A 23,601-nucleotide genomic window follows, 5' to 3' on the forward strand; every position below is an offset into this window, starting at 1 on the left:
ACTGATTCCCGGAATAGCAAAAAGCGCCGATCATTTCGATCGACGCTCTTGGATGAAGCTTTTGTACCCCCGATGGGATTCGAACCCACGCTACCGGCGTGAGAGGCCGGCGTCCTAGGCCGCTAGACGACGGGGGCTAGGATCTTTCCTCCTTCAGAAGGAGGTTTTCAGTTGTTCACCTGCTGTGTTGCTGTGAAGAAACTTACCAGACCGGGTTTCCCGCCTTCGCAGGGGGGTCACTCTGTGTTTCACTCCGGAGAGTTCTCCAGCTGGGGTACCAGGACTCGAACCTAGACTAACTGGACCAGAACCAGTCGTGCTGCCAATTACACCATACCCCAGTGAGGTACCGTTCCGGTCTTGACCGGCTCGGTGCCGCACGAGAAGAAATACTAGAGCACGCTGTTCCGCACCGTGAAAGCGGGGGTCTCCGTAGCGCGCTGAGCCGGGACGCCGAGCTTCGCGAACTCGGAAACGAGCAGCTCAGGGAGCTCGTCGAGGCCGGCGATGGTGTGCACGCCCGCCGGGGCGCGCTCGGCGATGCCGTCCCGGTCGAGCCAGACGGCGCCCAGGCCGGCGTCGCGTGCGCCGATGGCGTCGGTGTCGAGCTTGTCGCCGACGTGGACGGCCTGCGCCGGGTCGCAGCCGAGGCCGAGGCAGACCGAGTGGAACATCGCCGGGTCCGGTTTGGCTACTCCGAGTTCACCGGCGATGGCCACGTGGTCGAAGAACCGGGCGAGTCCGAGATCGGCGATCTTCTTGCGCTGATGCGCGCCCGAGGCGTTCGTGACCGCCGCGACGAGCACGCCCGCGGCCCGCAGCCATTCCAGGCACGGAAGGACATCTTCAAACAATTGCCACGAACGGGTGAGGATTTCACGACGACGTCTTTCGAAGCCGATGACCTGGTCTTCGTCGGCCAGAATGCCGATCTCCGCGAGGAAGCATTCAGTGCGCCTGTGATGCATCGTCGCGTAATCGATTTCGCCCGCCACCACCAGCGCGACGTGCTCCTCGGTGATGAGATCCCACAGCGGCCAAAGGTCGTTCTGGCCGGTGAGCGCGCGCAGGCCGAGCCGGATCGCCGCCGTGCAGTCGATCAACGTGTCATCGATGTCGAGGCAGACCAACCGCAACTCCGGAGGCTCCCAAGGGGCTCCGTCCGTAACGGCCGGAGTGGTTCGTGACGGGGTCCGGGGCACGAGAGCGAAATCCACCAAGTGAGGCTAGGGCACCCAGCGCGATCGCGACTCTGCCGATGAGGTGATTAAGGCTGCTCTGTTCCGGCGCGGGCGCTCTACTCCCAGTTGGTGAGATGTCGTGTTTTAGTTACCCGGCAACGACTGGCGCGGGCGAGTGAGTGAAATGTCGATACCCGGCGCCACGTCCGATTAGACGCACGCACTCCCTGTGATGACAACGAAATCCTTACGCGGTCCGAATCGCGGACAGTCCACAAGGGCGCGTCCGCGACCGCTGTCCTTCCAGGACGGTCCGAGCACGCTGAGTCCTATGTAGACAGACGGCCGAGGACCGGTGAGATCCCCGCCATAGCCCGAACGGCGCATCCGCCCGGATGGCGCTTGACGCGCCGGTCGGGCAGGTGCATGCTGAGTTTATTCAACAGGTGATGAATAAGAGTTTCGAAGGGGTGGGACGGATGAACGAACGCACGAACTGCGTGATCGTCGGCGGTGGCCCCGCGGGCATGGTCGCCGGATTGCTGCTGGCCAGGGCCGGGGTCGAGGTCACGGTGCTGGAGAAGCACAAGGACTTCCTGCGGGACTTCCGCGGCGACACGGTGCACCCGTCGACTTTGACACTGCTCGACGAACTGGGTCTCAGCGAGAAGTTCCTCAGCCTGCCGCACAGCGAGATCGCCTACGCCGGATTCCCCGCCGAGGACGGCACGATGATGCGGCTGGCCGACTTGAGCAGGCTGAAGGTGGCGCACCCCTTCATCGCGATGGTCCCGCAATGGGACTTCCTGGACCTGCTCGCCGACGCCGGCGCGAAGGAACCCACGTTCACGCTGCGGCGGAGCACCGAGATGACCGGCCTGCTCCTGGAGCAGGGCCGCGTGAGCGGGATTCGCTACCGCGACGCCGAGGGGCGGACCGGCGAACTGCGCGCCGACCTGGTGATCGCCGCCGACGGCCGCTGGTCGCTGGCCCGGCGGGAGGCCGGGCTGATCCCGAAGGAGTACGACACCCCGTTCGACGCGTGGTGGTTCCGGATTTCGCGGCGGGAGGGCGAACTCGAGGGCAGGCTGACCCCGAAGATGCGGAATCGCCGGTTCGCCGTGCCGCTGCCGCGGAAGGGTTACTTCCAGGTCGCCTACCTCGGTCCGAAGGGCGAGGACCTGCGGACCAAGGGCATCGAATGGTTCCGGGCGAACGTGGCCGAGGTCTGCCCCGAATTCGCCGACCGCGTCGGCGAGCTGAAGACGACCGACGACGTCAAGTTCCTCGACGTCAAGCTCAACCTGCTGCGGAAATGGCATCTCGACGGGCTGCTGTGCATCGGTGACGCGGCACACGCGATGTCACCGGTCGGCGGGGTCGGCGTCAACCTCGCCGTGCAGGACGCGGTCGCGGCCGCCACCCTGCTCGCCGAGCCGCTGCGCCGCGGCAAGCCGACGGAAGCGGACCTGGCGAAGGTCCGCAAGCGCCGTCTCGCGCCGACGATGCTGGTGCAAGGGCTGCAACGACTGTTGCACAAGAACGTCATGCGGCCGGTGATGGAGGGCAAGCGCAACGGCCCGCCGGCGGTGATGGTGAAGCTGTTCAGCCGCTTCCCGGTGCTTTCCTACTTCCCCGCGCGACTGCTGGGCCTCGGCCTCCGGCCGGAGCACGCCCCGGCCTTCGCGCGGCGGGCGATGGAGCCTGCGGAGAGCTAGCCTCCGGATGCTATGAAAGGCCCGTTACTTGCAAATTTTGCAAGTAACGGGCCTTTCATAGCGCGCTTTAGACGTCCTGCACCGGGTTCGTCAGGGTGCCGATGCCTTCGATGGTGATCGAAACGGACTGGCCGTCCTCGATCGGGCCGACGCCCTCGGGCGTGCCGGTCAGGATGACGTCGCCGGGCAGCAGGGTCATCACGCCGGACACGAACTCGATCAGCTCGGGGATCTTGTGCACCAGGTCCGACGTCCGGCCGTCCTGCTTGAGCTCACCGTCCACCTCGGACTTGAGCGCGAGGTCGGCCGCGTCGAGCGAGGTCTCGATCCAGGGGCCCAGCGGGCAGAAGGTGTCGAAACCCTTCGCCCGGCCCCACTGGCCGTCGGACTTCTGCAGGTCGCGGGCGCTGACGTCGTTCGCCACGGTGTAGCCGAGGATCGCGCTCGCCGCACGAGCGGCGGGCACGTTCTTGACCGGCTGGCCGATGACGATCGCCAGCTCACCCTCGAAATCCACCCGGCCGACGCCGCGCGGGCGGCGGATGGGCGCGTGGGGGCCGATCACCGAGGTCGACGGCTTGATGAACAGCATCGGGTCCGCCGGGACCTCGTTGCCGAACTCGGCCGCGTGCTTGGCGTAGTTCCGGCCGACCGCGATCACCTTCGACGGCAGGATCGGCGCGAGCAGCCGGACGTCGGCGAGCGGCCAGCGTTTGCCGGTGAAGTTGGGGTTGTTGCCGAAGGGGTGCTCGGCGATTTCCAGTACCTGGGCGTCGTCGCCGTCCCCTTCGATCGAAGCGAACGCGACACCACCGGGATGAGCAATTCGGGCTAGACGCACTCCCCCACTGTACGACTCCTCAAGCCGAGGCTTCGCTGAGGGACTTGTGCACGAGCGCGTCGCACAGCGCGAGCCAGCTCGCTTCGACGATGTTGCCGTGCACGCCGACGGTCGTCCATTCCCGCTCGCCGTCGCTGGTCTCGACGAGCACGCGCGTGACGGCGTCGGTGCCCGGGTGACCGGGCAGGATGCGCACCTTGTAGTCGGCCAGCTCCACACTGTCCAACCAGGACAGGTGCGGGCTGAGTGCCTCGCGCAGGGCGGCGTCGAGCGCGTGCACGGGGCCGTTGCCTTCGGCGGTGGCGATCACGCGCTGCCCGGCGACGTGCACCTTCACCGTCGCCTCGGAGACGACCTCGCCGTCGGAACGGTGGTCCAGGACGACCCGGTACGACTCGAGGGCGAACGGCGGTTCGTCGAGGACGTCGCTTTGCGGGCCGTCGACCTCCCGCCGCAGCAACAGTTCCAGTGAAGCGTCCGCGGCCTCGAAGGACCAGCCTTCGGATTCGAGTTGCTTCACCTTGCGTACGGCGCTCGTCAGCGCCTCGGGCTGGCCGGCAAGGTCGACCCCGAGCTCACGTCCCTTGAGCTCCAGGCTGGCCCTGCCGGCCATCTCGGTGACCAGTACCCGCATGTCATTGCCGACAGAAGCTGGATCGATGTGGTTGTACAGCAACGGATCCACCTTGATCGCGCTCGCGTGCAGTCCCGCCTTGTGAGCGAAAGCCGACGCCCCTACGTAAGCCTGGTGGGTGTAGGGGGCGAGGTTGGCGATTTCGGCAAGAGCATGGGAGACCCGGGTGAGCTCGGCGGCGCCTCCGGTCGGGAGCACCTCCATACCGAGCTTGGTCACCAGATTTCCCGTGACGGCGAACAGATCGGCGTTACCCGCCCGTTCGCCGTACCCATTGGCGGTGCACTGGACGTGCGTCACGCCGGCCTGCACGGCGGCGACGGAATTCGCCACCGCGCAGGAAGTGTCGTCCTGACAATGGATTCCGAGCCGGAATCCGGTCCTTTCCTTGACCTCGCGGACGGTTTCCGCGAGACCGAGCGGCAGCTGGCCGCCGTTGGTGTCGCACAGCACGGCGACGTCTGCACCCGCGTTCACTCCCGCGTCGAGCACCTTCAGCGCGGTGTCCGGGGAGAACGCGTAGCCGTCGAAAAAGTGTTCCGCGTCAAGGAAGACGCGGCGTCCTTCGCCGACGAGGAAGGCGACGGTGTCCCGCACCATCGCGCAGGCCTCGTCGACGTCGACCCGCAGTGCGCGTTCGATGTGACGAAGGTCCGATTTGGCCACCAGCGTGATCACCGGCGCCTGGGAATCGAGCAGGGCCCGCACCTGCTTGTCCTGGTCCGCCTTGGTTCCCGCCTTCCGCGTCGCGCCGAACGCGACGAGCGCGGCGTGCCGCAGTTTCAGTTCGCCGGAAGCGGCGCGGGCGAAGAATTCCGTGTCCTTGGGCAGCGCGCCCGGCCATCCGCCTTCGATGAAGCCGACCCCGAGATCGTCGAGCAGCCTCGCCACCGCCAGCTTGTCCGTGACGGAGTAGGAGATCCCCTCGCGCTGCGCGCCGTCGCGCAACGTCGTGTCGTAGAGGTGGAATGCGTCGCCGAGCGGTGTATCGGCGGGCTCCGTGCGGTTCACGGGAAACTCCTCGTTTCGAGGTGGTGGCAAAGCTGGTTCGGGCAACAAAAAAACCTCCCGCATGGGTGCGAGAGGTTGCGCGCCGGGGGCTCTTGTGGAGCTGTTATCCGGCGCGCTCGGCGATAATGATGGTGCAGGAGGTCACGGACGCATCATGGCACACGCTCCGCCGGGCGTCCACAGGCCGGGCGACACTTCCCACTTTCTGGGAGCCCCCGGAGGCAATGAAGGGGACTTTCATTGCAAATTCTGCAATGAAAGTCCCCTTCATCTCAGGGCCGACTACTGAGTGACCGGGCGCACGTTCGACGAAACGAGCGCCGCCAGCCGGTCACCGATCGCGTGCGTCGCACCGGGCGACGCCTGATCACGGGTCGCGAGGTCGAAGGCCACCGAGGCCTCGATCCGCCGCGCCGATTCCTTCTGTCCCAAGTGGTCCAGCAGCAGCGAGACCGACAGCACCGCGGCGGTCGGGTCGGCGAGACCCTGACCCGCGATGTCCGGCGCGCTGCCGTGCACCGGCTCGAACATGCTCGGGTTCCGGCGCGTGATGTCGAGGTTCCCGCTCGCCGCCAGCCCGATGCCGCCGGTCACCGCCGCCGAAAGATCGGTGACGATGTCGCCGAACAGGTTGTCGGTCACGATGACGTCGAATCGGGACGGGTCGGTCACCAGGTGGATCATCGCCGCGTCCACATGGGAGTAGGCGACGGTCACCTCCGGGTGCTCCAGCGAGACCTCTTCGACGATCCGCGACCACAGCGAGCCCGCGTACTCCAGCACGTTCGTCTTGTGCAGGAGCGTCAGGTGCTTGCGGGGCCGCGCCTCGGCGCGGTTGAACGCGTCGGTCACCACGCGCCGGACGCCGAACGCCGTGTTGACGCTGACCTCCGTCGCGATCTCGTGCTCCGTGTCCTTGCGCAGCAAGCCACCGTTGCCGGCGTAGGGGCCTTCCGTGCCCTCACGCACGACGACCATGTCGATCTCGCCCGACTCCGCGAGCGGGCCGCGCACTCCCGGGTACAACCGGGCGGGCCTCAAGTTCACGTGGTGGTCGAGCTCGAAACGGAGCCGCAGCAGCAGACCACGCTCCAGAATGCCGCTCGGCACCGTCGGGTCGCCCACCGCGCCCAGCAGGATCGCATCGTGCTGACGGAGTTCGCCGAGTACGGACTCCGGGAGCAGCTCACCGGTGGAGTGCCACCGGGCGGCGCCGAGGTCGTAGTTCGTGATCTCCGCCGTAGGTACGACCTCACCGAGCACCTTGAGCGCCTCGGCGACCACTTCGGGCCCGATCCCGTCTCCTGGGATCACCGCGAGCCGCATCCACACACCTCCGTAGACCAGGCCACCGGCAGTCCGGATGGCCCATCCGCAAGAAAACGCCAGCAGCGGAAGGTTACCGGCCGTAGCCCGGTAGCCGTAGCCGCACCACCCTTATGCCGGAATCTCCCACAGAGCGAGACAGCCAAAAGAGTGAATACAAGAAGGGACGCCCTGGCGGAAAGCATGCCGCCAGGGCGTCCCTCACCTCATCGAACGCGGGTTACCGCACTACCGCGTCAGCCGACACCGATCGGCTGACGTCCGGTGTGCCGTCCGCCGTTGCCCGGCCGGTCGGCGCCCGCGTTGCCGTTTCCGGCGTTCGCCTGGATCTTCACCACGCTCGCCCGGTTGCCCGAGGCGTTGTGGTGATCGATCGCCAGCAGGCCGAGGACGGTGTCCTGCGCGGCCGTGTTGCGGTTGACCACCAGCGCCGTGCCCGGCTTCGCGACGTAGCCCAGCGCGGAGTCGCCGCCGCCCTGGACCGTGTACGCGGGAGCCAAGGCGTCGAACGAAAGCGGCGTGCCGACGTAGTCGATCGTCGAAGAGTCCGCACCCGGCGCCGCGTAGAACCCGGAGGTCCCGACCGTGTAGCTGATCTTGTGCGACGCGGCGTTCGGGTCGATGCCCAGCGCGGCGATGCTCACCGGCAGCACGACGACGTTGGTGTCGTACACGTTCGTGTCGACGTCGCCGAGCTGGCCGTTGACCGGCTGGATGTCCACCTGCGGGAAGCCCGGCTTCAGCGCCACCGTGACGGCGACCAGGACGTCGGTCGCGGTCACCTTGGTGACATAGGTCTCGAAGTCCGGCTGTCCGTCGCCCGTGGTGTCGATGTCCACGAACGGCGAGGTGTTGCTTCCCAGGTTGGCCAGGTCGCTCCAGGTGGTGAGACCGAAGGCCAGCAACGCGTTCTCCGGCTCACCCTGCGCCTTGGCCAGCGGGGCCGTGGACGCCGCGCCGACGTAGCGCAGGTCACCACCCTTGGCGGTCTGGTTCAGCGTGCAGTCGGTGGTGACGTCGCCGTCGCACTCGGGCAGCTGCGGGGATTCCGCCTGCAGTTCGAGCACGCTGATCAGCGAGCGGTACCGCTGCGAACCGTTGCCCTGGTCCACTCCCTTGCCGGTCAGGTTCAGCACGGCCTGGTTCTGGCCGTTGCCGAAGGTCACCGCGCCCGGGGTGTTGATGGACGAGACGGGCTTCGGCGCGGAGTACACCGAGAGCCGCAGCGGAACGGTCGTGCCGCTCTTCGGGGTGAACGCGATCCGGCCGGAGGCGTCCGCCACGAACTGCCGGGCGAGGCCGACCTGCGTGGTCGCCATGGTCGGGTCGATGACCTTGCGGAGCGCCTTGGGGTCGGCGATCTTCAGGGTGACCTTGACCAGCGCGACGCCGCGCGGGCTCAGCTTCACGGTCGGCTTGTCCACTGTGTACTCGACACCGGGGAGCGCGTTCACGGCTTCGTAGCCCACCGAGTACTCGACCGGCTTGATGCCCTTGTTGACCACCTTGACCGTCTTGGTCAGGGTGACCGGGCCGCCCGCTTCGACGACGCCGAAGTTGACCGAGACGAAGCCGGGGTTGTCGACGACGTAGGCCAGGACCTGGTTGTCCAGCGCGGCCTTCGCGTCGATCCGGCCGCTGCCGACGCGCTGCGGACCGTAGGTGCGGCCCGAAGCGTCGTGGATGTCGTGACCGGCGGTGTTGATGACCGAGGCCTTGACCTCCTCGACCGACCAGTCGGGGTGCGCCTGACGGATCAGGGCGGTGATACCCGAAGTGTGCGGAGCGGCCATCGACGTCCCGGAGATGACCAGGCGGCCCGCCCCGCTTCCGCTGAGCGCGGACGAGATCGAGTCACCGGGCGCGGAGACGTCCGGTTTGCTGGCCGGGCCGCGACCGCCACGCGAGGTGAACGAGCTCGGGGTGTCCACAATGGACTGGTCACTGGTCGGCACGGACACGCGGCCCTTGCCGGTCATGCGGACCTGCAGCGTGCCCGCGTTCAGCGCCGGGCGGAGCGACGCGGTCGCGCTGCCGGTGAGCTGGAACGTCGGGGTGGCGGCGTTGCCCGCGATCCCGGCCGAGAAGTGCTCCAGGGTGGAGGAGAACAGCGCGCCCTTGGCACCGGCGGCCTGCGCGTTGTTCGAGCGGGCGCCCGAACCGCAGGCGCGGGTCGCGTCGTTGTCGTCCCATTCGAGCCAGACGATCTTGCCCGCGGCGGCCGCCTTGTCGGCGGCGGAGTACGGGTTGCACCCGGCCGCGTTGGCGGCGGACAGCTTGACCACCGGCGCGGTGACGTCGAGCGTGTCGTAGGTCGCGTAGTTCTGGCTGAACTGCCCGGTCTTCGCGCCCTTGACCCCGGCGGGGGCCACGGCCTCGACGGCGTCACGGAGGACGGAGGCGTCACGGCTGCTGGCGACGGTCAGCGCTTCGGGCGTGTTGCCCGGCGCGCCACCGACGTCGTTGAGGTCGCCGCCGTTGCCCGCGGAGAACACCGGGACGACGTTGTTCGCGGCGATCTTGCGCACGAACAGCGAGTCCGGGTCGTCCGGGGTGGCGAAGTCGCCGCCCAGCGACAGGTTGACCACGTCGAGGTGGTCGGTGAAGTCGCCGTCACCGTCCGGGTCGAGCGACCAGTCGAGCGCCTGCGAGGTGACGTTGGTCGAGCCGTCGCAGCCGAAGACCTTGATCGCGTACAGCAGGGCCTTGGGCGCGGTGCCCGGGCCGATCTGCATCGCTTCGATCTTCTTCTTGTTCAGCTTCTTGTAGTCGCCGGTGAAGGTCTTGCCCGCTTCGTCCACACCGAAACCGGCGACCGTGCCCGCGACGTGCGTGCCGTGGTGGCCGCAGGAGAGCGGGTTGGGGTCCGGCTTCGGGGTCTTGAGGGCCGGGTCGCTGCTGCCCGAGTCGTAGGCGTCGCCGACCAGGTCGATACCGCCGACGACCTTGTCGGTCGGGAAGGCCGGGGTGGCCTGGTCGCGGTTGATCGCGTTGTAGGCCGCGGCCGTACCCGGTCCGCCGAAGTCGGCGTGGGTGTAGTCGATGCCGTCGTCGATCACGCCGACGCGGATGCCGTCGCCGTAGCGGCCGGTCTGCTGCCACGAGGCGAGCGTGTTGGTGAGCTGGACCGCACTGGAGTTGGTGCGGGTCTTCGGCACGACCTTCTTGACCGAGACGACGTCCGGCCGCTTCGCCAGCTCGCGGATCTTCGCCGCGTCGGCCGTGACGACCGCGCCGGCGACCGCGTTGGAGGTCTGGGTGACCAGCTGGGTCCCGGCGTCGGCGGCCTTGAGCTGGCCGACGACGGAGTTCACCGTCGCGGCGGTGTTGGCCTTGGCGTCCTTCGCCGCCTTCTTGGCCTTCTCCTTGCCGGCACCCTTGTTCTGCTCGGCGTTGAAGGCGTCGACGGCGGGCTGCTTGGCCAGCTCGACGAAGGCGGTGATCTGCCCTTGGGCGGCTTTGAGCTTCGGCTCGACCTTCCCCTGGAATCCATTACGGTCGATCTTCGCCGGCGTGACGCCGTCCGCGAGGGGGACATCCTGTGCGGCTGCGGTCGCCCCGGTCACGGACGTCGCGAGCAACGCGGCGAAGACCGCGGCCGACGAGCGGATGGCCCACCGGGGTACGCGGGATCTGTTCATGAGTAAGTGCCCTCACTCGAGGCCTAGACTCGGAACCTGCCTGCCGCTCGAACACACCCCCGACGGTGAGCCCCGGCGCCGCGCCGTGCCCTTGACGGCGCGATGGTTCGGCCTCGCCGGAGAAACCTATCCGGGGACCAGCACGACTTCAGTAGGCATTTTTCACCGTTATTGAATCTTGCTCTTCGCAACGCTGTGACTACTAGCGAAAAGTATTCCTGTAACGCCGGTAACATGTTGCCATATAACGAAAGCCGCGTCCGGAGACGCGGCTTTCGTTGTCAGGCTTTCCAGGTCAGCCGAAGTTGACCGCACGGATCGTGTGCGCACCGACGGTGGCGCCGATCGGCTCCAGCAGGTGCGCGTCCACCGAACGGTCCACCCGCAGCAGCATCACCGCGTCCGCGCCGTCGGTGGTCTGGCTGATCTGCGCGGCCTCGATGTTGATGCCCGCCTCGCCGAGCAGCGTGCCGACGCGGCCCATGATGCCCGGCCGGTCGGGGTACTCGAGCAGCAGCACGTTGCCCTCGGCACGCAGGTCGAAGTGGCGGCCGTTGACCTCGACCAGCTTCTCGACGTCGTCCTTGCCGGTGACCGAACCGGACACCGAAAGGGTCGCGCCGTCGTCGTAGACCGCGCGGACGGTGACCAGGCTGCGGAACTTGGGGCTCTCGGTCTCGGTGACCAGGTCGACCTGGACCCCCAGCTCCTCCGCCACGCGCGGCGCGTTCACGAAGGTGACCTGGTCCTCGACGACGCCGGCGAACACGCCGCGCTCGGCCGCGAGCGGCAGCACGCTGACGTCCTCGGTGGACAGTTCGCCCTTGACCACGACGGTGACCGAGGTCGGCGCCTTCGGGTTGAGCGCGGTCAGCACGGTGCCGAGCTTCTGGGTGAGCGAGAGGTACGGCCGCACGTGCTCGCCGACCGTGCCGCCACCCGCGACGTTCACCGCGTCCGGCACGAAGTCGCCGCGCAGCGCGAGCAGCACGGACTTCGCGACATCGGTGCCCGCGCGGTCCTGCGCCTCGGCGGTCGACGCGCCGAGGTGCGGCGTGACGACGACGTTCGGCAGGCCGAACAGCGGGCTCTCGGTGGTGGGCTCGGTGACGAACACGTCGATCCCGGCGCCGCCGACGTGGCCGGAGCTCACCGCGTCCGCCAGCGCCTGCTCGTCGATCAGGCCGCCGCGAGCGGCGTTGACGATGATGACGCCCTGCTTGACCTTCTTGAGCGCCTCGGCACCGATCAGGCCCTTGGTCTCCGGGGTCTTCGGCAGGTGGATGGAGATCGCGTCGGCGCGCTCGAGCAGCTCGTCCAGCGTGACCAGCTCGATGCCGAGCTGCGCGGCGCGGGCGGCCGAGACGTAGGGGTCGTAGGCGATGAGCTTGGTGTCGAACGCGGCGAGGCGCTGCGCGAACAGCTGGCCGATCTTGCCGAGGCCGACCACGCCGACGGTCTTGCCCTGGATCTCGATGCCCGAGTAGCTGCTGCGCTTCCACGCGCCGCCCTGGAGGCTCTGGTCCGCGGCCGGGACCCGGCGGGCGACCGCGAGCAGCAGCGCGACGGCGTGCTCGGCGGCGGAGACGATGTTCGACGTCGGCGCGTTGACCACCAGCACACCGCGTTCGGTGGCGGCGGGGACCTCGACGTTGTCCAGCCCGACGCCGGCGCGGGCGACCACCTTGAGCGAGGTGGTGGCGGCGAGGACCTCGGCGTCGACCTTGGTCGCGGACCGCACGAGCAGCGCGTCCGCCGTCTTCACGGCTTCGAGCAGCGCGGGACGGTCCGTGCCGTCCACATGCTGGACCTCGACCTCGTCGGAGAACACGCTCAACACGGAAGGCGCGAGCTTCTCGGCGATGAGGACGACGGGCTTGTTCGGCTTGGTCACGATACGGCTCCCACTATCTGGTCTGTGCCTGCGACTCTAGGTTTGACGGTCACGCCGTTGTGCCCGGTTGCGCCGCAGTTTAGACCTGGTGACAGGGGATTGTTAACTCGCCCGTAATCCGGCGAAAACGAGTTCGAGGAGCCGTTCGAGGCCCTTGTCACCCGAAAGATGTTCACTGGCCCAGGAAAGTGCGTGCAGCAGCACCAGCAATTCGTGCGCTGTGACGTCCGCCCTCAGCTCCCCCGACGCCTTCGCCCGTTCCACCAGCTGGGATACCGCGTCCCGCATGGCGTGACACGAGGCGTACAGCGGCGAGGTCTCGTCGTCGAGGACGTCGACCATCAGTTCGGGTAGCCCGCGGTAGCTCGCCGACTGCCTGCCCATCCCGGCGAGCCAGGTCTTGAGCGCGCTCAACGGCTCCGGCGAGCCCAGGAGTTCGCGGGCCGCCACGGCCTGGCCGTCGAACCGCTCACGAAGCACCGTCTCGACCAGCGCCTCGCGGGCCGGGAAGTGCCGGTAGAGCGTCCCGATGCCGACACCGGCGTTGCGGGCGATGTCCTCCAGCGAGGCCTCGACCCCGCGCGCGGCGAAGGCACGCTTCGCCTCCTCGACGAGGCGCTCGTAGTTGCGCCGGGCATCCGCGCGCAGTGGTTTCTTCTCGGTGTCCATCGCGCTCCCGAGCTTAGTCTCGACAAATCGGAGGCAGCCTCCGTATAGTCGGCCAGGTAACCGGAGGCTGCCTCATGTTAGCTGGAGAGACTGAAGTGAACCTGATCGAAGAGACCCGCGACCTGCTGGGACCGGTGGGCGTCTGGCTGCCGCTCGGCATGCTCAGGCCGTCACCCGAAGAAGAACTGAAGGCGCTACGACGGCTGGAAGAGCTGGGCTATCGCACCGTGTGGGCGGGTGAGGGACCGGCGGCCCGGGAGCTGTTCGCACACAGCGGCGTCGCGCTCGCCTCCACCGAACGGGTGGTGATCGGCACCGGGATCGCCAACATCTGGTCACGCCCCGGGTACACCGCCCAGGCCGGCGGGCGAGCACTCGCGCACGCCTTCCCCGGCCGGTTCGTGCTCGGTGTCGGCATCGGCCACGCCTTCCAGGCGACGAAGACCGGTGCGGACTACCGGCCGCTCGGACAGACCCGTGAATACCTCGAAGCCATGGCCGCCGCGGAGGCCGAGTTCCCTTCACCGGTCCCGTTTCCGCGCGTTCTCGCCGCCGTCGGCCCGAAGATGCTCGAACTCGCGAGGGAGCTGACGGACGGCGCGCACCCGTTCGCGCAGCCCTTCGAACACACGCCGTACGCCCGCGAGATCGTCGGACCGGACAAGCTGCTCATCCCGGAGCATCCGGTCCTGCTCGGCGGCCGGGAGGAGGCGCGGGCGAACATCGCGAAGACCATCGAACTGCTGAAGCAGTACGACATCCCGCACTACATCAAGGGCTGGAAACGCCTGGGCTACACCGATGCCGACATCGACGGCATCAGCGACCGGCTCGTCGACGGGCTGACCGCCTGGGGCGACGAGGAAAAGATCGCGCGGCGGATCAAGGAACTCGTCGACGCCGGCGCGGACACCGTGCTCGTCAACCCGGTCGGCGACAGCCTGGACGTCATCGTGGCCCAGCTGGAACGACTGGCACCGGCGCTGGCGGAGGTGACCCGATGAGCGTCGGGATCTGGACGTTCTCCTTCGACGGCAAGGAAATCGGCGCGGTCCGCGACGCGGCCTCGGAAATCGAAGAACTCGGCTTCGACACGGTGTGGTTCGGGGAGTACCTGGGACGGGAGGCCTTCACGCAGGCGGGGCTGCTGCTGGCGGCGACGTCCCGGCTGACGGTCGCCACCGGGATCGCGCGCTTCGACCAGCGGGAACCGGCCACCGCCGCGGCCGCCGGAAGGACCCTCGCCGAGGCCTATCCCGGCCGGTTCGTTCTCGGGCTGGGCGGGCACCGGCCGGGTGCGAAACCGCTGGAAGCGATGCGCGGGTACCTCGACGGGATGGACGGGGCCGAACTGTCCACACCGGACTCCCCGCACCGGCGGCTGCTGGCCGCGCTGGGACCGAAGATGCTCTCGCTGGCCGCGGAACGGGCCGACGGGGCGCATCCGTACTTCGTCCCCGTCGAACACACCGCTCGCGCCCGGGAAATCATGGGCCCTACTGCTTACCTGGCCGTCGAACAGGCCGTGGTTCTGGGCTCGGACCGGGAGATCGCCCGGCGGCACGTGTCGATGTACCTGGAGCTGGCGGCCCACCATCAGGCGAATCTGCGGCGGTTCGGCTTCACCGAGAAGGACTACGGCTCGGATCGCCTCGTGGACGCGCTGGTCGCCGTCGGGGAAAACGAGATGTCCGCCCGGATCCAGGCACATCTGGACGCGGGCGCGGATCATGTCTGCCTTCAGGTCCTGACCGAGGACGAGCGGATCCCGCTGCCGGAATGGCGGCTTTTGTCGGGGGTCGCGGGTAGCGTGCGGAAGCGTGACGTCACCGGCTGAACTCGCCTTCGAAAACGCGCGTGAACTGATCGACGCGCAGGACCTCGCCGGGCTCGCGCGCCTGATCGGCGACCTGCCCACGCTCGTCCACGCGCACGGGAAGAACGGGAACGACCTGCTCGGCATGGCCACCGCGACCCGTGACGAGCGGCTGTGCCGGATCCTGCTGGACCACGGGGCGGATCCGGCGTCGGCCAACGTGCACGGCTGGACCGCGCTGCACCAGGCCGGGTATGTCGGGCTGCCGCTGCTGGTCACGATGCTGCTCGACGCGGGGGCCCCGATCGACGTGCCCGCCCGCGGCGACGGCGGGACACCCCTGGTGGTCGCGCTGTTCTGGGGCCACCGCGAGGCCGCCGAGGCACTGGCCGCGCACAGCCTGTCCCCCGGCAACCTGCGCGTCGCTGCCGGTCTCGGACACGCGGACTTGCTCGACGCGTTGGTCGCGCCGGACGGCACGCTCTCCCCCGAGGCGGGCGCGCACCGCGAGTTCCACCGGCCGCACAGCGGTTTCCCGGAATGGCGGCCTAGCGAGGATCCTGCCGAGATCCTCGATGAGGCGCTTTCGTGGGCCGCGCGGAACGACCGCTCTTCGGCTGTCCGCACGCTGGTGGAACGGGGAGCCCGGGTGGACGCCGACGTCTACCGCGGGACCGCGCTGACGTGGGCCGCCGCCCAGGGGAAGGCTTCGGTGATCGGGACTTTGGCCGAACTCGGCGCTTCGGTGAACCGGCAGGGCACCTTCGGCGGGCTCTCCCATGGGGAAGGTGTCACGGCGCTGCACCTTGCCGTGCAGGGCGGACACGTGGACGCGGTCCGGGCCTTGCTGGCGGTGGGGGCGGACGTGTCCCTTGAGGACTCTTTGTACTCGTCGTCGGCTTTGGGGTGGGCGGAGCACTTCGAGCAGCGGGAGATCCTGGCGGTTCTGCGGGGGGCTTGAGGGTGGCGATTCGGGTTCTAACCCGAATCGCCACTCACGACCACCTGGACCGCTCCGCCCGTGCGCTTGTGCGCCCTCAAGTGTCATGAAAGGGGCTTTCAGGACGTTTTTCGTCCTGAAAGCCCCTTTCATGACATCCGCGAGCGACAAACGGGCCGCTTCGGGCGTAGGTCCAGTGCTATGAACGTCAATGTCCTGAAGGCCACCTTCGAGACGTTGATCGTCTCGAAGGTGGCCTTCAGGACAGCATGAGCCGGAACCGTGTCTCTTTGGAAGACACGCGAACTCGGAGCGACGGCCCGCACCCTCCCGGTCGCCCGTCGCCCCGCGGCGCTGCGGATGTCCCTAATGCGGCATTGGAGACGCTGAGCGTCTCCAATGCCGCATTAGGGACTCCCTGCCGCCCGCGCCGCAGCACGAGGTGGACAAGTGGAGTCTGTAGTCCGTATCGTCAAAGACGGACTAAAGACTCCGTTTCTGTCTGACTGGGAGACCTCAATGACCACACCCCGCGAAGTCTTCGACAAGCTGTCCGAAGGCATCACCGCCGGACGCTGGGAAGACCTTTTCGCGCTCTACGCGGAAGACGCCGTCGTCGAGAACCCGCAGCGCCCGCCCGTGCCGACCCGCTTCGAGGGCCGCGAAACCCTTCGCAAGAACTTCGGCGGAGGAATCAACGTGCGCATGAGCCGGGCCGATGTCCTGATTCATGGGACAACCGACCCGGAGGTGATCATCGCCGAGTACCGCAACGTCGGCGAGGCACTCGACACCGGGAAGTCCTTCGACATCGCCAATGTCCAGCTCCTCCGGGTCCGCGACGGGCTCATCGCCCACTCCCGCGATTACCACGACTACCTGCGCCTGACCGCGGCACGCGACGGTCTGGAGGACCTCGAAAAGAGCTACGAAACCGCGGAGCGGGAAATCACGCCGGTTCCGCCGCGTCCGGTGTCGACGGCGGATCCGAAAAGTCCGCGCGGGGTGTTCGAGCGGCTCGTCCACGGCGTCGCGGACGGCAAGTGGAGCGAGTTGTCAGCGCTCTACGCCGGGAAAACCCACGTGACGCACCCGTTCCTGCCGGGGGCGAAGACCCTGGAGACCAGGGAAGACCTGCACGAGCACTTCAAGTTCGGCGAGCGGCACGAGGTCCGGTTCCAGGTCCGCGATCTGGTGATCCACGAAACCCTCGACCCCGAGGTCGTGATCGGCGAGTTCGACTATCAGGGCACGGCGGGAGGCAGCCCGGAATTCCGGGTCTCCAACATCTTCGTGCTGCGCGTGCGCGACGGGCTGATCGTCGAATCCCGTGACTACGCCGACCATCTCGCCGTCGCGGCCGCCACCGGACGGCTGAAGGAACTGTTCGCGCTCGTCTAAGCGGGAAGGTCGAATTCGCCGTCCGCGACGCCTTTCAAGAAGGCGTCCCATTCCCTCGGGGTGAACACGAGGACGTGACCGTCCGGATCCGAGGACTGGCGCATCGCGGTGTAGGTGACGCCGTCTTCGTGCGGCACCAACGCGTACTCGACGCAGTCTTCGAGGTTCGCGCCTTCCGGTTCCGCCCGGATCCACGCCACTTCGGTCAAGTCCAGCTCGGGCCGGATGTGGGCTTTGTCGTCCACCGGCTGCTCACTCATGGTGTCCACGGTATCCCTTTCAGGCGCGCAAAACGAAGGGGCCCTTCACCAGGAAGGGCCCCTTCGCGGCGAAACCTAGGCGGTTTCGGTGATCGGCCGGTCCACCCACGACATCAGGTCGCGCAGCTTCTTGCCGGTCTCCTCGATCGGGTGCTGGTTGCCCTGCTCCTCGAGCTTGGTGAAGTTCGGCCGTCCGGCCTCGTCCTCGGCGACCCATTCACGGGCGAAGGTGCCGTCCTGGATCTCACCGAGGATCTTCTTCATCTCTTCCTTGACCGCCGGCGAGATGACGCGCGGGCCGCGGGTCAGGTCGCCGTACTCGGCGGTGTCGGAGATCGAGTAGCGCTGACGCGCGATGCCGCCCTCGTACATGAGGTCGACGATCAGCTTCAGCTCGTGCAGCACCTCGAAGTAGGCGATCTCCGGGGCGTAGCCGGCCTCGGTGAGCACCTCGAAACCGGTCTGCACCAGGGCGGAAGCGCCACCGCAGAGAACGGCCTGCTCGCCGAAGAGGTCGGTCTCGGTCTCCTCGGTGAAGGTCGTCTTGATGACGCCGGCGCGGGCGCCACCGATGGCGGCCGCGTAGGACAGCGCGAGCGCCTGCGCGTTGCCCGAGGCGTCCTGCTCGACCGCGATGAGCGCCGGGACGCCCTTGCCGTCGACGAACTGGCGGCGGACCAGGTGGCCCGGGCCCTTCGGCGCGACCATGGCGACGTCCACGTTGGCCGGCGGCTTGATCAGGTCGTAGCGGATGTTGAAGCCGTGACCGAAGAACAGCGCGTCGCCGTCCTTGAGGTGCGGCTCGATGTCCTTCTCGTAGATCGCGCGCTGCTTGGTGTCCGGCGCGAGGATCATGATCAGGTCGGCTTCGGCGCTGGCCTCGGCCGGGGTGAGCACGCGGAGACCCTGCTCCTCGGCCTTGGCCCGCGACTTCGAGCCCTCGGGCAGACCGACGCGGACGTCGACGCCGGAGTCGCGCAGGCTGAGCGAGTGCGCGTGGCCCTGGCTGCCGTAGCCGATCACGGCGACCTTGCGACCCTGGATGATCGAAAGGTCCGCGTCGTCGTCGTAAAAGATTTCCACTGCCATGAGGGGTACTACTTCCTTTCCTGACTTACAAAGTTATCGAGCTGAGGTGGCGGTGATGGATCGGGCGCCACGGCCGACCGCGACCATTCCGGACTGGACCAGTTCACGGATGCCATAGGGCTCCAGCATCCGCAGCAGGGCACCGATCTTGTCCGAGGTACCGGTGGCTTCGACGGTGAGCGCCTCGGGGGACACATCCACCACTTTCGCGCGGAAGAGCTGCACCGTCTCGAGAACCTGGCTGCGCACGGTGGCGTCGGCCCGGACCTTGACGAGCAGCAGTTCGCGCTGCACGGCTGTGGATTTTTCCAATTCCACGATCTTGATGACGTTGACCAGCTTGTTGAGCTGTTTGGTCACCTGTTCGAGCGGTAGCTCTTCGACGGCGACCACGATCGTCATCCGGGACACCTCGGGGTTTTCCGTGGGCCCGACGGCGAGGGATTCGATGTTGAAACCACGCCGGGAGAACAGTCCGGAAACCCGCGCGAGGACACCGGGTTTGTTCTCCACCAGAACGCTCAGGGTGTGCACGCTCATCGCGCGTCTCCTTCTGCCGCGGCGTTGATCTCCGCCTCTGCGGCGACTTCGTCGTCGTCGAAGAGCGGGCGGATCCCGCGCACGGACATGATTTCGTCGTTACCGGTGCCCGCGGCCACCATGGGCCACACCTGGGCATCCTTCCCCACCACGAAATCGATCACGACGGGGCGGTCGTTGATCTCCATGGCGCGCCGGATGGTGGCGTCGACGTCTTCCTTGGTCTCACAGCGGAGCCCGGCGCAGCCGAGCGCCTCCGCGAGCAGGGTGAAGTCGGGGATGCGGTGCTTGTGGGTACCGAGATCGGTGTTGGAGTACCGCTCCGAGTAGAAGAGGTTCTGCCACTGGCGGACCATGCCCAGGTTGCCGTTGTTGATGACGGCGACCTTGATCGGCGCGCCTTCGATGGCGCAGGTGGCCAGTTCCTGGTTCGTCATCTGGAAGCAGCCGTCGCCGTCGATGGCCCAGACCTGCTTGTCCGGGACGCCGAACTTGGCGCCCATCGCGGCCGGGACGGCGAAGCCCATCGTGCCGAGGCCGCCGGAGTTGATCCAGGTGCGCGGGTTCTCGTACTTCACGAACTGCGCGGCCCACATCTGGTGCTGGCCGACGCCCGCGGTGTAGACCGCGTCCGGGCCGACGAGCGAGCCGATGCGCTCGATGACGTACTGCGGGGAAAGCGTCCCGTCCTCGGGCCACTCGTAGCCGGCCGGGTAGTCGTCGCGCCAGGAGCGGACCTGCGTCCACCAGTCCTGCAGATCCGGCTTCGCGGACTTGTCGGTCTCGGCGCGGACGGCCTCGATCAGCTCGGTGATGATCTCCGCGCAGTCGCCGACGATGGGCACGTCCGCCTTGCGGTTCTTGGAGATCTCGGCCGGGTCGATGTCGGCGTGGACGATGGCGGCGCCCGGCGCGAAGGAGGACAGCTGCCCGGTGACGCGGTCGTCGAAACGGGCGCCGAGCGCGATCAGCAGATCCGCCCGCTGCATCGCGGCGACCGCGGAGACCGTGCCGTGCATGCCCGGCATACCGAGGTGCTGCGGGTGCGAGTCGGGGAACGCGCCGCGGGCCATCAGCGTGGTGACGACCGGGATCCCGGTCAGCTCGGCCAGTTCCATCAGCTGGCGCGAGGCGTCGGCCTTGATCACGCCACCGCCGACGTAGAGGACCGGGCGCCGCGACTTGCTGATCAGCCGGGCGGCCTCGCGGACCTGCTTGCCGTGCGGGCGCAGCGTGGGCCGGTAGCCCGGCAGCCGCAGCTCCGTCGGCCAGGAGAAGGAGGTCATCTCCTGCAGGACGTCCTTGGGGATGTCCACCAGGACCGGGCCGGGGCGGCCGGTCGAGGCGAGGTGGAAGGCCTCCGCGATGGTGCGGGGGATGTCCGCCGGGTCGGTGACCAGGAAGTTGTGCTTGGTGATCGGCATCGTGATGCCGCAGATGTCGGCTTCCTGGAAGGCGTCCGTGCCGATCAGCGCGCGGGACTGCTGGCCGGTGATGGCGACCACCGGGACCGAGTCCATGTTCGCGTCGGCGAGCGGGGTGACCAGGTTGGTCGCGCCGGGACCCGACGTGGCCATGCACACCCCGACCTTGCCGGTCGCCTGCGCGTAGCCGGTGGCGGCGTGGCCCGCGCCCTGTTCGTGGCGGACCAGGACGTGGCGGACCTTCGTCGAGTCGAGCAACGGGTCGTACGCCGGGAGAATGGTGCCGCCGGGAATACCGAACACGACTTCCGCGCCCACCGCCTCGAGCGAGCGGACGAGCGACTGCGCGCCCGTGACCCGCACGGGGGTCCCGGCCGGCGGAGCCGGCTTGGGTCGGGACCCGGATGTTCCGGTGTTCGCTTCAGCTCGCGAGGTGGCACTAGTCATCGCTTGTCTGCCTCGTCTTGTCTAGTCACTCGTTCGGGTATTCATTGGCTGGTTCGGCATTGAAATTGTTCCAGGCAACAAAAAACCCCCGCCGACCGGAGTGGTCGCACGAGGGTCGCGCGTCGACGCAGCGGAGACTTCCCTAAGCGTCGACGCGCTTGGGAAGTACGAGGCCGGTCTGCGTTGTCACGAGAGTGAAGCTAGCCGGTCGCCGTCAAGAGTGTCAACTCTGCGGGACGGCGATTCCGCATGCTGGACACCGTCGGGGTACTACACGACCCGCGTTCGGGGTCGGAAAGGCCGCGGTGCACCATCTTTGACGTGGCAGAAGAAAAGCAGCAGGAACAGGCGAACGAGGCTCCCAAAGCCGTCTTCAAGATTCCGAACACGGCACTGCTGGCGATCGCTTTCCTCGTCGTTTGTGTGACGCCTGTCGCGTTCGGCGACGTGCCGTACCTCCAGTGGCTCTACGTCTTCCCGATCGCGCTGGCGGTGTTCGTCATCCGGACCCGCACGACCGCGACGGCCGAGGGACTGGAAGTCCGCACGCTGTTCGGGCATCGGGACCTGCCGTGGTCCTCCCTCAAGGGCCTCGCCATCACCGACAAGGCGAAGGTGCGGGCGGTACTGAAGGACGACACCAAGGTCGCCCTCCCCGCCGTGCGCACTCGCCACCTTCCGGTGATCTCGCTGGTCAGCGCGGGGCACATGGCCGATCCTTCCGGGCTCACGGACGACGTCGCCAAGGCCGAAGAGGCGACGCCGGAAAAGGCCGCGGACTCCGGGGAGTAGGATTGGTAGGACCAGTTTGGCGCCGGTTCGCCCGGCAGTGCCCTGGTCCCACCCCGAACCTTGGAGTAAGCCGTGCCCCCACTCCGTTCCCGGACCACCACCCACGGCCGCAACGCGGCGGGCGCCCGCTCGCTCTGGCGCGCCACCGGGATGACCGACAGCGACTTCGGCAAGCCGATCGTCGCGATCGCGAACTCCTACACCCAGTTCGTGCCGGGGCACGTGCACCTCAAGGACCTCGGCGAGATCGTGGCGGGCGCGGTGAAGGAGGCGGGCGGTGTCGCCCGCGAGTTCCACACGATCGCCGTCGACGACGGGATCGCCATGGGGCACAGCGGAATGCTCTACTCGCTGCCCTCGCGCGAGATCATCGCGGACTCCGTCGAGTACATGGTGAACGCGCACCAGGCCGACGCGCTGGTCTGCATCTCCAACTGCGACAAGATCACCCCGGGCATGCTGAACGCCGCCATGCGGCTGAACATCCCGGTGGTCTTCGTCTCCGGCGGGCCGATGGAGGCCGGGAAGGCCGTGGTCGTCGGCGGTGTCGCGCAGGCGCCGACCGATCTGATCACCGCGATCGCCGCTTCGGCCAGCAGCGAGGTCGACGAGGACGGGCTGTCCATTGTGGAGCGCTCGGCCTGCCCGACCTGTGGTTCGTGCTCGGGCATGTTCACCGCGAACTCGATGAACTGCCTCACCGAAGCGCTCGGCCTCTCGCTGCCGGGCAACGGCTCCACCCTCGCGACGCACGCCGCCCGCAAGGCGCTGTTCGAGGACGCCGGGCGCACGGTCGTCGAACTGTGCAAGCGGTGGTACGAGCAGGACGACGAGTCCGCGCTCCCGCGCTCGATCGCGTCGAAGAAGGCGTTCGAGAACGCGATGGCCCTCGACATGGCGATGGGCGGTTCGACCAACACGGTGCTGCACATCCTCGCCGCCGCGCAGGAGGGCGAGGTCGACTTCACCATCGACGACATCGACGCCATCGGCCGACGCGTGCCGTGCCTGTCGAAGGTCGCGCCGAACTCGGACTACCACATGGAGGACGTCCACCGCGCCGGCGGCATTCCGGCCATCCTGGGCGAGCTGTACCGCGGCGGGCTGCTGAACACCGACGTCCACTCCGTGCACTCGCCGGACATCGAGTCTTGGCTGTCCACTTGGGACATCCGCGCGGAGGAGCCTTCGGCGCGCGCGATCGAACTGTTCCACGCGGCGCCCGGCGGAGTCCGCACCACGGAGGCGTTCTCCACCGAGAACCGCTGGTCCTCTTTGGACACCGACGCCGCGGACGGCTGCATCCACGACGTCGAGCACGCCTACACCAAGGACGGCGGGCTCGCGATCCTGCGCGGCAACCTCGCGGAGAACGGCGCGGTCATCAAGTCCGCGGGCATCGACGAGGAACTCTGGCGTTTCGAGGGCCCGGCCCGGGTGCTGGAAAGCCAGGAAGAGGCGGTTTCGGCCATCCTCAAGAAGGAGATCCAGCCCGGTGAGGTGCTGGTGATCCGCTACGAAGGCCCGGCGGGCGGCCCTGGCATGCAGGAGATGCTGCACCCGACGGCGTTCCTCAAGGGCTCCGGCCTCGGCAAGAAGTGCGCGCTGATCACCGACGGCCGGTTCTCCGGTGGCTCGTCGGGCATCTCGGTCGGGCACATCTCCCCCGAAGCCGCCGCGGGCGGGGCGATCGGCCTCGTCCAGAACGGCGACCGGATCCTGCTCGACGTCCACGAGCGCCGCCTCGAACTGCTCGTCGACGCGGACGTGCTGGCCGAGCGGCGCGCGAAGATGGACGCGAGCGAGCGGCCGTGGCAGCCGGTCTCGCGGGAGCGGCCGGTCACCGCCGCGCTGCGGGCCTACGCGCGGATGGCGACCTCCGCCGACACCGGCGCGGTGCGGGACCCGAGCAAGTAGTCCTTGAGTGTCATGAAAGGGGCTTTCAGGACGAAAAATGTCTTGAAAGCCCCTTTCATG

General features: G+C 67.9%; 18 protein-coding genes and 2 tRNA genes. 7 read left to right on the forward strand and 13 right to left on the reverse strand.

Annotated features, from left to right (window positions below; genetic code table 11):
• Positions 1–64: 64 nt before the first annotated feature.
• From ACZ5IK_RS11380 to ACZ5IK_RS11390, 3 genes are all read right to left on the reverse strand, one after another.
• A tRNA-Glu gene (locus tag ACZ5IK_RS11380) sits at positions 65–137 on the reverse strand.
• Between the two features lie 132 nt (positions 138–269).
• A tRNA-Gln gene (locus tag ACZ5IK_RS11385) sits at positions 270–341 on the reverse strand.
• A 51-nt stretch (positions 342–392) separates the two neighbouring features.
• On the reverse strand, positions 393–1,130 hold the full coding sequence (locus ACZ5IK_RS11390) for an HAD family hydrolase (RefSeq protein ID WP_465487655.1): 738 nt from the start codon (positions 1,128–1,130) through the stop codon (positions 393–395).
• A 530-nt stretch (positions 1,131–1,660) separates the two neighbouring features.
• On the opposite strand from ACZ5IK_RS11390, the gene ACZ5IK_RS11395 reads away from it, so the two are divergent.
• Entirely contained in the window at positions 1,661–2,899 is a 1,239-nt protein-coding gene (locus ACZ5IK_RS11395; protein WP_465487614.1) for an FAD-dependent oxidoreductase, read from the forward strand.
• Between the two features lie 67 nt (positions 2,900–2,966).
• Here ACZ5IK_RS11395 and ACZ5IK_RS11400 read toward each other — a convergent pair whose 3' ends face one another.
• The 6 genes from ACZ5IK_RS11400 to ACZ5IK_RS11425 form a co-directional block, all read right to left on the reverse strand.
• Positions 2,967–3,740, reverse strand: coding sequence for a fumarylacetoacetate hydrolase family protein (locus tag ACZ5IK_RS11400; protein WP_465487615.1), 774 nt, complete (start codon positions 3,738–3,740; stop codon positions 2,967–2,969).
• Between the two features lie 19 nt (positions 3,741–3,759).
• Positions 3,760–5,385: a citramalate synthase gene (cimA, locus tag ACZ5IK_RS11405; protein WP_465487616.1), complete on the reverse strand. Its 1,626-nt coding sequence runs from the start codon at positions 5,383–5,385 to the stop codon at positions 3,760–3,762.
• A 282-nt stretch (positions 5,386–5,667) separates the two neighbouring features.
• The gene (locus ACZ5IK_RS11410; RefSeq protein ID WP_465487617.1) at positions 5,668–6,711 is read right to left on the reverse strand and encodes a 3-isopropylmalate dehydrogenase; all 1,044 of its coding nucleotides are present in this window, start codon (positions 6,709–6,711) and stop codon (positions 5,668–5,670) included.
• 236 nt (positions 6,712–6,947) lie between these two features.
• Entirely contained in the window at positions 6,948–10,352 is a 3,405-nt protein-coding gene (locus ACZ5IK_RS11415) for a S8 family serine peptidase (protein WP_101609933.1), read from the reverse strand.
• 295 nt (positions 10,353–10,647) lie between these two features.
• Positions 10,648–12,246: a phosphoglycerate dehydrogenase gene (gene serA / locus ACZ5IK_RS11420; RefSeq protein WP_465487618.1), complete on the reverse strand. Its 1,599-nt coding sequence runs from the start codon at positions 12,244–12,246 to the stop codon at positions 10,648–10,650.
• Positions 12,247–12,348: 102 nt separating this feature from the next.
• Positions 12,349–12,915 (reverse strand): TetR/AcrR family transcriptional regulator, encoded by a 567-nt coding sequence (locus tag ACZ5IK_RS11425; protein ID WP_465487619.1) that lies wholly within the window; start codon positions 12,913–12,915, stop codon positions 12,349–12,351.
• Positions 12,916–13,010: 95 nt separating this feature from the next.
• On the opposite strand from ACZ5IK_RS11425, the gene ACZ5IK_RS11430 reads away from it, so the two are divergent.
• From ACZ5IK_RS11430 to ACZ5IK_RS11445, 4 genes are all read left to right on the forward strand, one after another.
• Entirely contained in the window at positions 13,011–13,919 is a 909-nt protein-coding gene (locus ACZ5IK_RS11430) for a TIGR03620 family F420-dependent LLM class oxidoreductase (RefSeq protein WP_465487620.1), read from the forward strand.
• The gene (locus tag ACZ5IK_RS11435; protein ID WP_465487621.1) at positions 13,916–14,752 is read left to right on the forward strand and encodes a TIGR03620 family F420-dependent LLM class oxidoreductase; all 837 of its coding nucleotides are present in this window, start codon (positions 13,916–13,918) and stop codon (positions 14,750–14,752) included. The genes ACZ5IK_RS11430 and ACZ5IK_RS11435 overlap by 4 nt, the downstream gene beginning before the upstream one ends.
• Positions 14,736–15,692, forward strand: a complete 957-nt coding sequence (locus tag ACZ5IK_RS11440) for an ankyrin repeat domain-containing protein (protein ID WP_465487622.1) — start codon at positions 14,736–14,738, stop codon at positions 15,690–15,692. The genes ACZ5IK_RS11435 and ACZ5IK_RS11440 overlap by 17 nt, the downstream gene beginning before the upstream one ends.
• Positions 15,693–16,190: 498 nt before the next feature.
• The gene (locus tag ACZ5IK_RS11445; RefSeq protein WP_465487623.1) at positions 16,191–17,072 is read left to right on the forward strand and encodes a nuclear transport factor 2 family protein; all 882 of its coding nucleotides are present in this window, start codon (positions 16,191–16,193) and stop codon (positions 17,070–17,072) included.
• On the opposite strand, the gene ACZ5IK_RS11450 is transcribed toward ACZ5IK_RS11445, so the two are convergent.
• From ACZ5IK_RS11450 to ACZ5IK_RS11465, 4 genes are all read right to left on the reverse strand, one after another.
• On the reverse strand, positions 17,069–17,332 hold the full coding sequence (locus tag ACZ5IK_RS11450) for a DUF397 domain-containing protein (RefSeq protein ID WP_465487624.1): 264 nt from the start codon (positions 17,330–17,332) through the stop codon (positions 17,069–17,071). The genes ACZ5IK_RS11445 and ACZ5IK_RS11450 overlap by 4 nt on opposite strands.
• A gap of 75 nt (positions 17,333–17,407) precedes the next feature.
• Positions 17,408–18,421, reverse strand: a complete 1,014-nt coding sequence (gene ilvC / locus ACZ5IK_RS11455) for a ketol-acid reductoisomerase (protein ID WP_465487625.1) — start codon at positions 18,419–18,421, stop codon at positions 17,408–17,410.
• A 33-nt stretch (positions 18,422–18,454) separates the two neighbouring features.
• The gene (gene ilvN / locus ACZ5IK_RS11460) at positions 18,455–18,961 is read right to left on the reverse strand and encodes an acetolactate synthase small subunit (RefSeq protein ID WP_076162709.1); all 507 of its coding nucleotides are present in this window, start codon (positions 18,959–18,961) and stop codon (positions 18,455–18,457) included.
• Positions 18,958–20,832, reverse strand: coding sequence for an acetolactate synthase large subunit (locus ACZ5IK_RS11465; RefSeq protein ID WP_101609947.1), 1,875 nt, complete (start codon positions 20,830–20,832; stop codon positions 18,958–18,960). Before ACZ5IK_RS11465 ends, ilvN begins: the two co-directional genes overlap by 4 nt.
• 321 nt (positions 20,833–21,153) lie before the next feature.
• On the opposite strand from ACZ5IK_RS11465, the gene ACZ5IK_RS11470 reads away from it, so the two are divergent.
• A complete protein-coding gene (locus tag ACZ5IK_RS11470) occupies positions 21,154–21,624 on the forward strand; it encodes a PH domain-containing protein (RefSeq protein WP_465487626.1) in 471 nt (156 codons plus the stop codon).
• 72 nt (positions 21,625–21,696) lie between these two features.
• A complete protein-coding gene (gene ilvD, locus ACZ5IK_RS11475) occupies positions 21,697–23,541 on the forward strand; it encodes a dihydroxy-acid dehydratase (protein WP_465487627.1) in 1,845 nt (614 codons plus the stop codon).
• Positions 23,542–23,601: the final 60 nt, after the last annotated feature.

This window comes from Amycolatopsis sp. NPDC031561 (genome assembly GCF_055580625.1).

Excerpts from the sequence above, each read along its gene's own strand:
- ACZ5IK_RS11395 (WP_465487614.1), top strand. The coding sequence starts at position 1,661 with ATGAACGAACGCACGAACTGCGTGATCGTCGGCGGTGGCCCCGCGGGC.
- ACZ5IK_RS11410 (WP_465487617.1), bottom strand. The coding sequence starts at position 6,711 with ATGCGGCTCGCGGTGATCCCAGGAGACGGGATCGGGCCCGAAGTGGTC.
- ACZ5IK_RS11415 (WP_101609933.1), bottom strand. The coding sequence starts at position 10,352 with ATGAACAGATCCCGCGTACCCCGGTGGGCCATCCGCTCGTCGGCCGCG.
- ACZ5IK_RS11425 (WP_465487619.1), bottom strand. The coding sequence starts at position 12,915 with ATGGACACCGAGAAGAAACCACTGCGCGCGGATGCCCGGCGCAACTAC.
- ACZ5IK_RS11435 (WP_465487621.1), top strand. The coding sequence starts at position 13,916 with ATGAGCGTCGGGATCTGGACGTTCTCCTTCGACGGCAAGGAAATCGGC.
- ACZ5IK_RS11445 (WP_465487623.1), top strand. The coding sequence starts at position 16,191 with ATGACCACACCCCGCGAAGTCTTCGACAAGCTGTCCGAAGGCATCACC.
- ACZ5IK_RS11450 (WP_465487624.1), bottom strand. The coding sequence starts at position 17,332 with ATGAGTGAGCAGCCGGTGGACGACAAAGCCCACATCCGGCCCGAGCTG.
- ilvC (WP_465487625.1), bottom strand. The coding sequence starts at position 18,421 with ATGGCAGTGGAAATCTTTTACGACGACGACGCGGACCTTTCGATCATC.
- ilvN (WP_076162709.1), bottom strand. The coding sequence starts at position 18,961 with ATGAGCGTGCACACCCTGAGCGTTCTGGTGGAGAACAAACCCGGTGTC.
- ACZ5IK_RS11465 (WP_101609947.1), bottom strand. The coding sequence starts at position 20,832 with ATGACTAGTGCCACCTCGCGAGCTGAAGCGAACACCGGAACATCCGGG.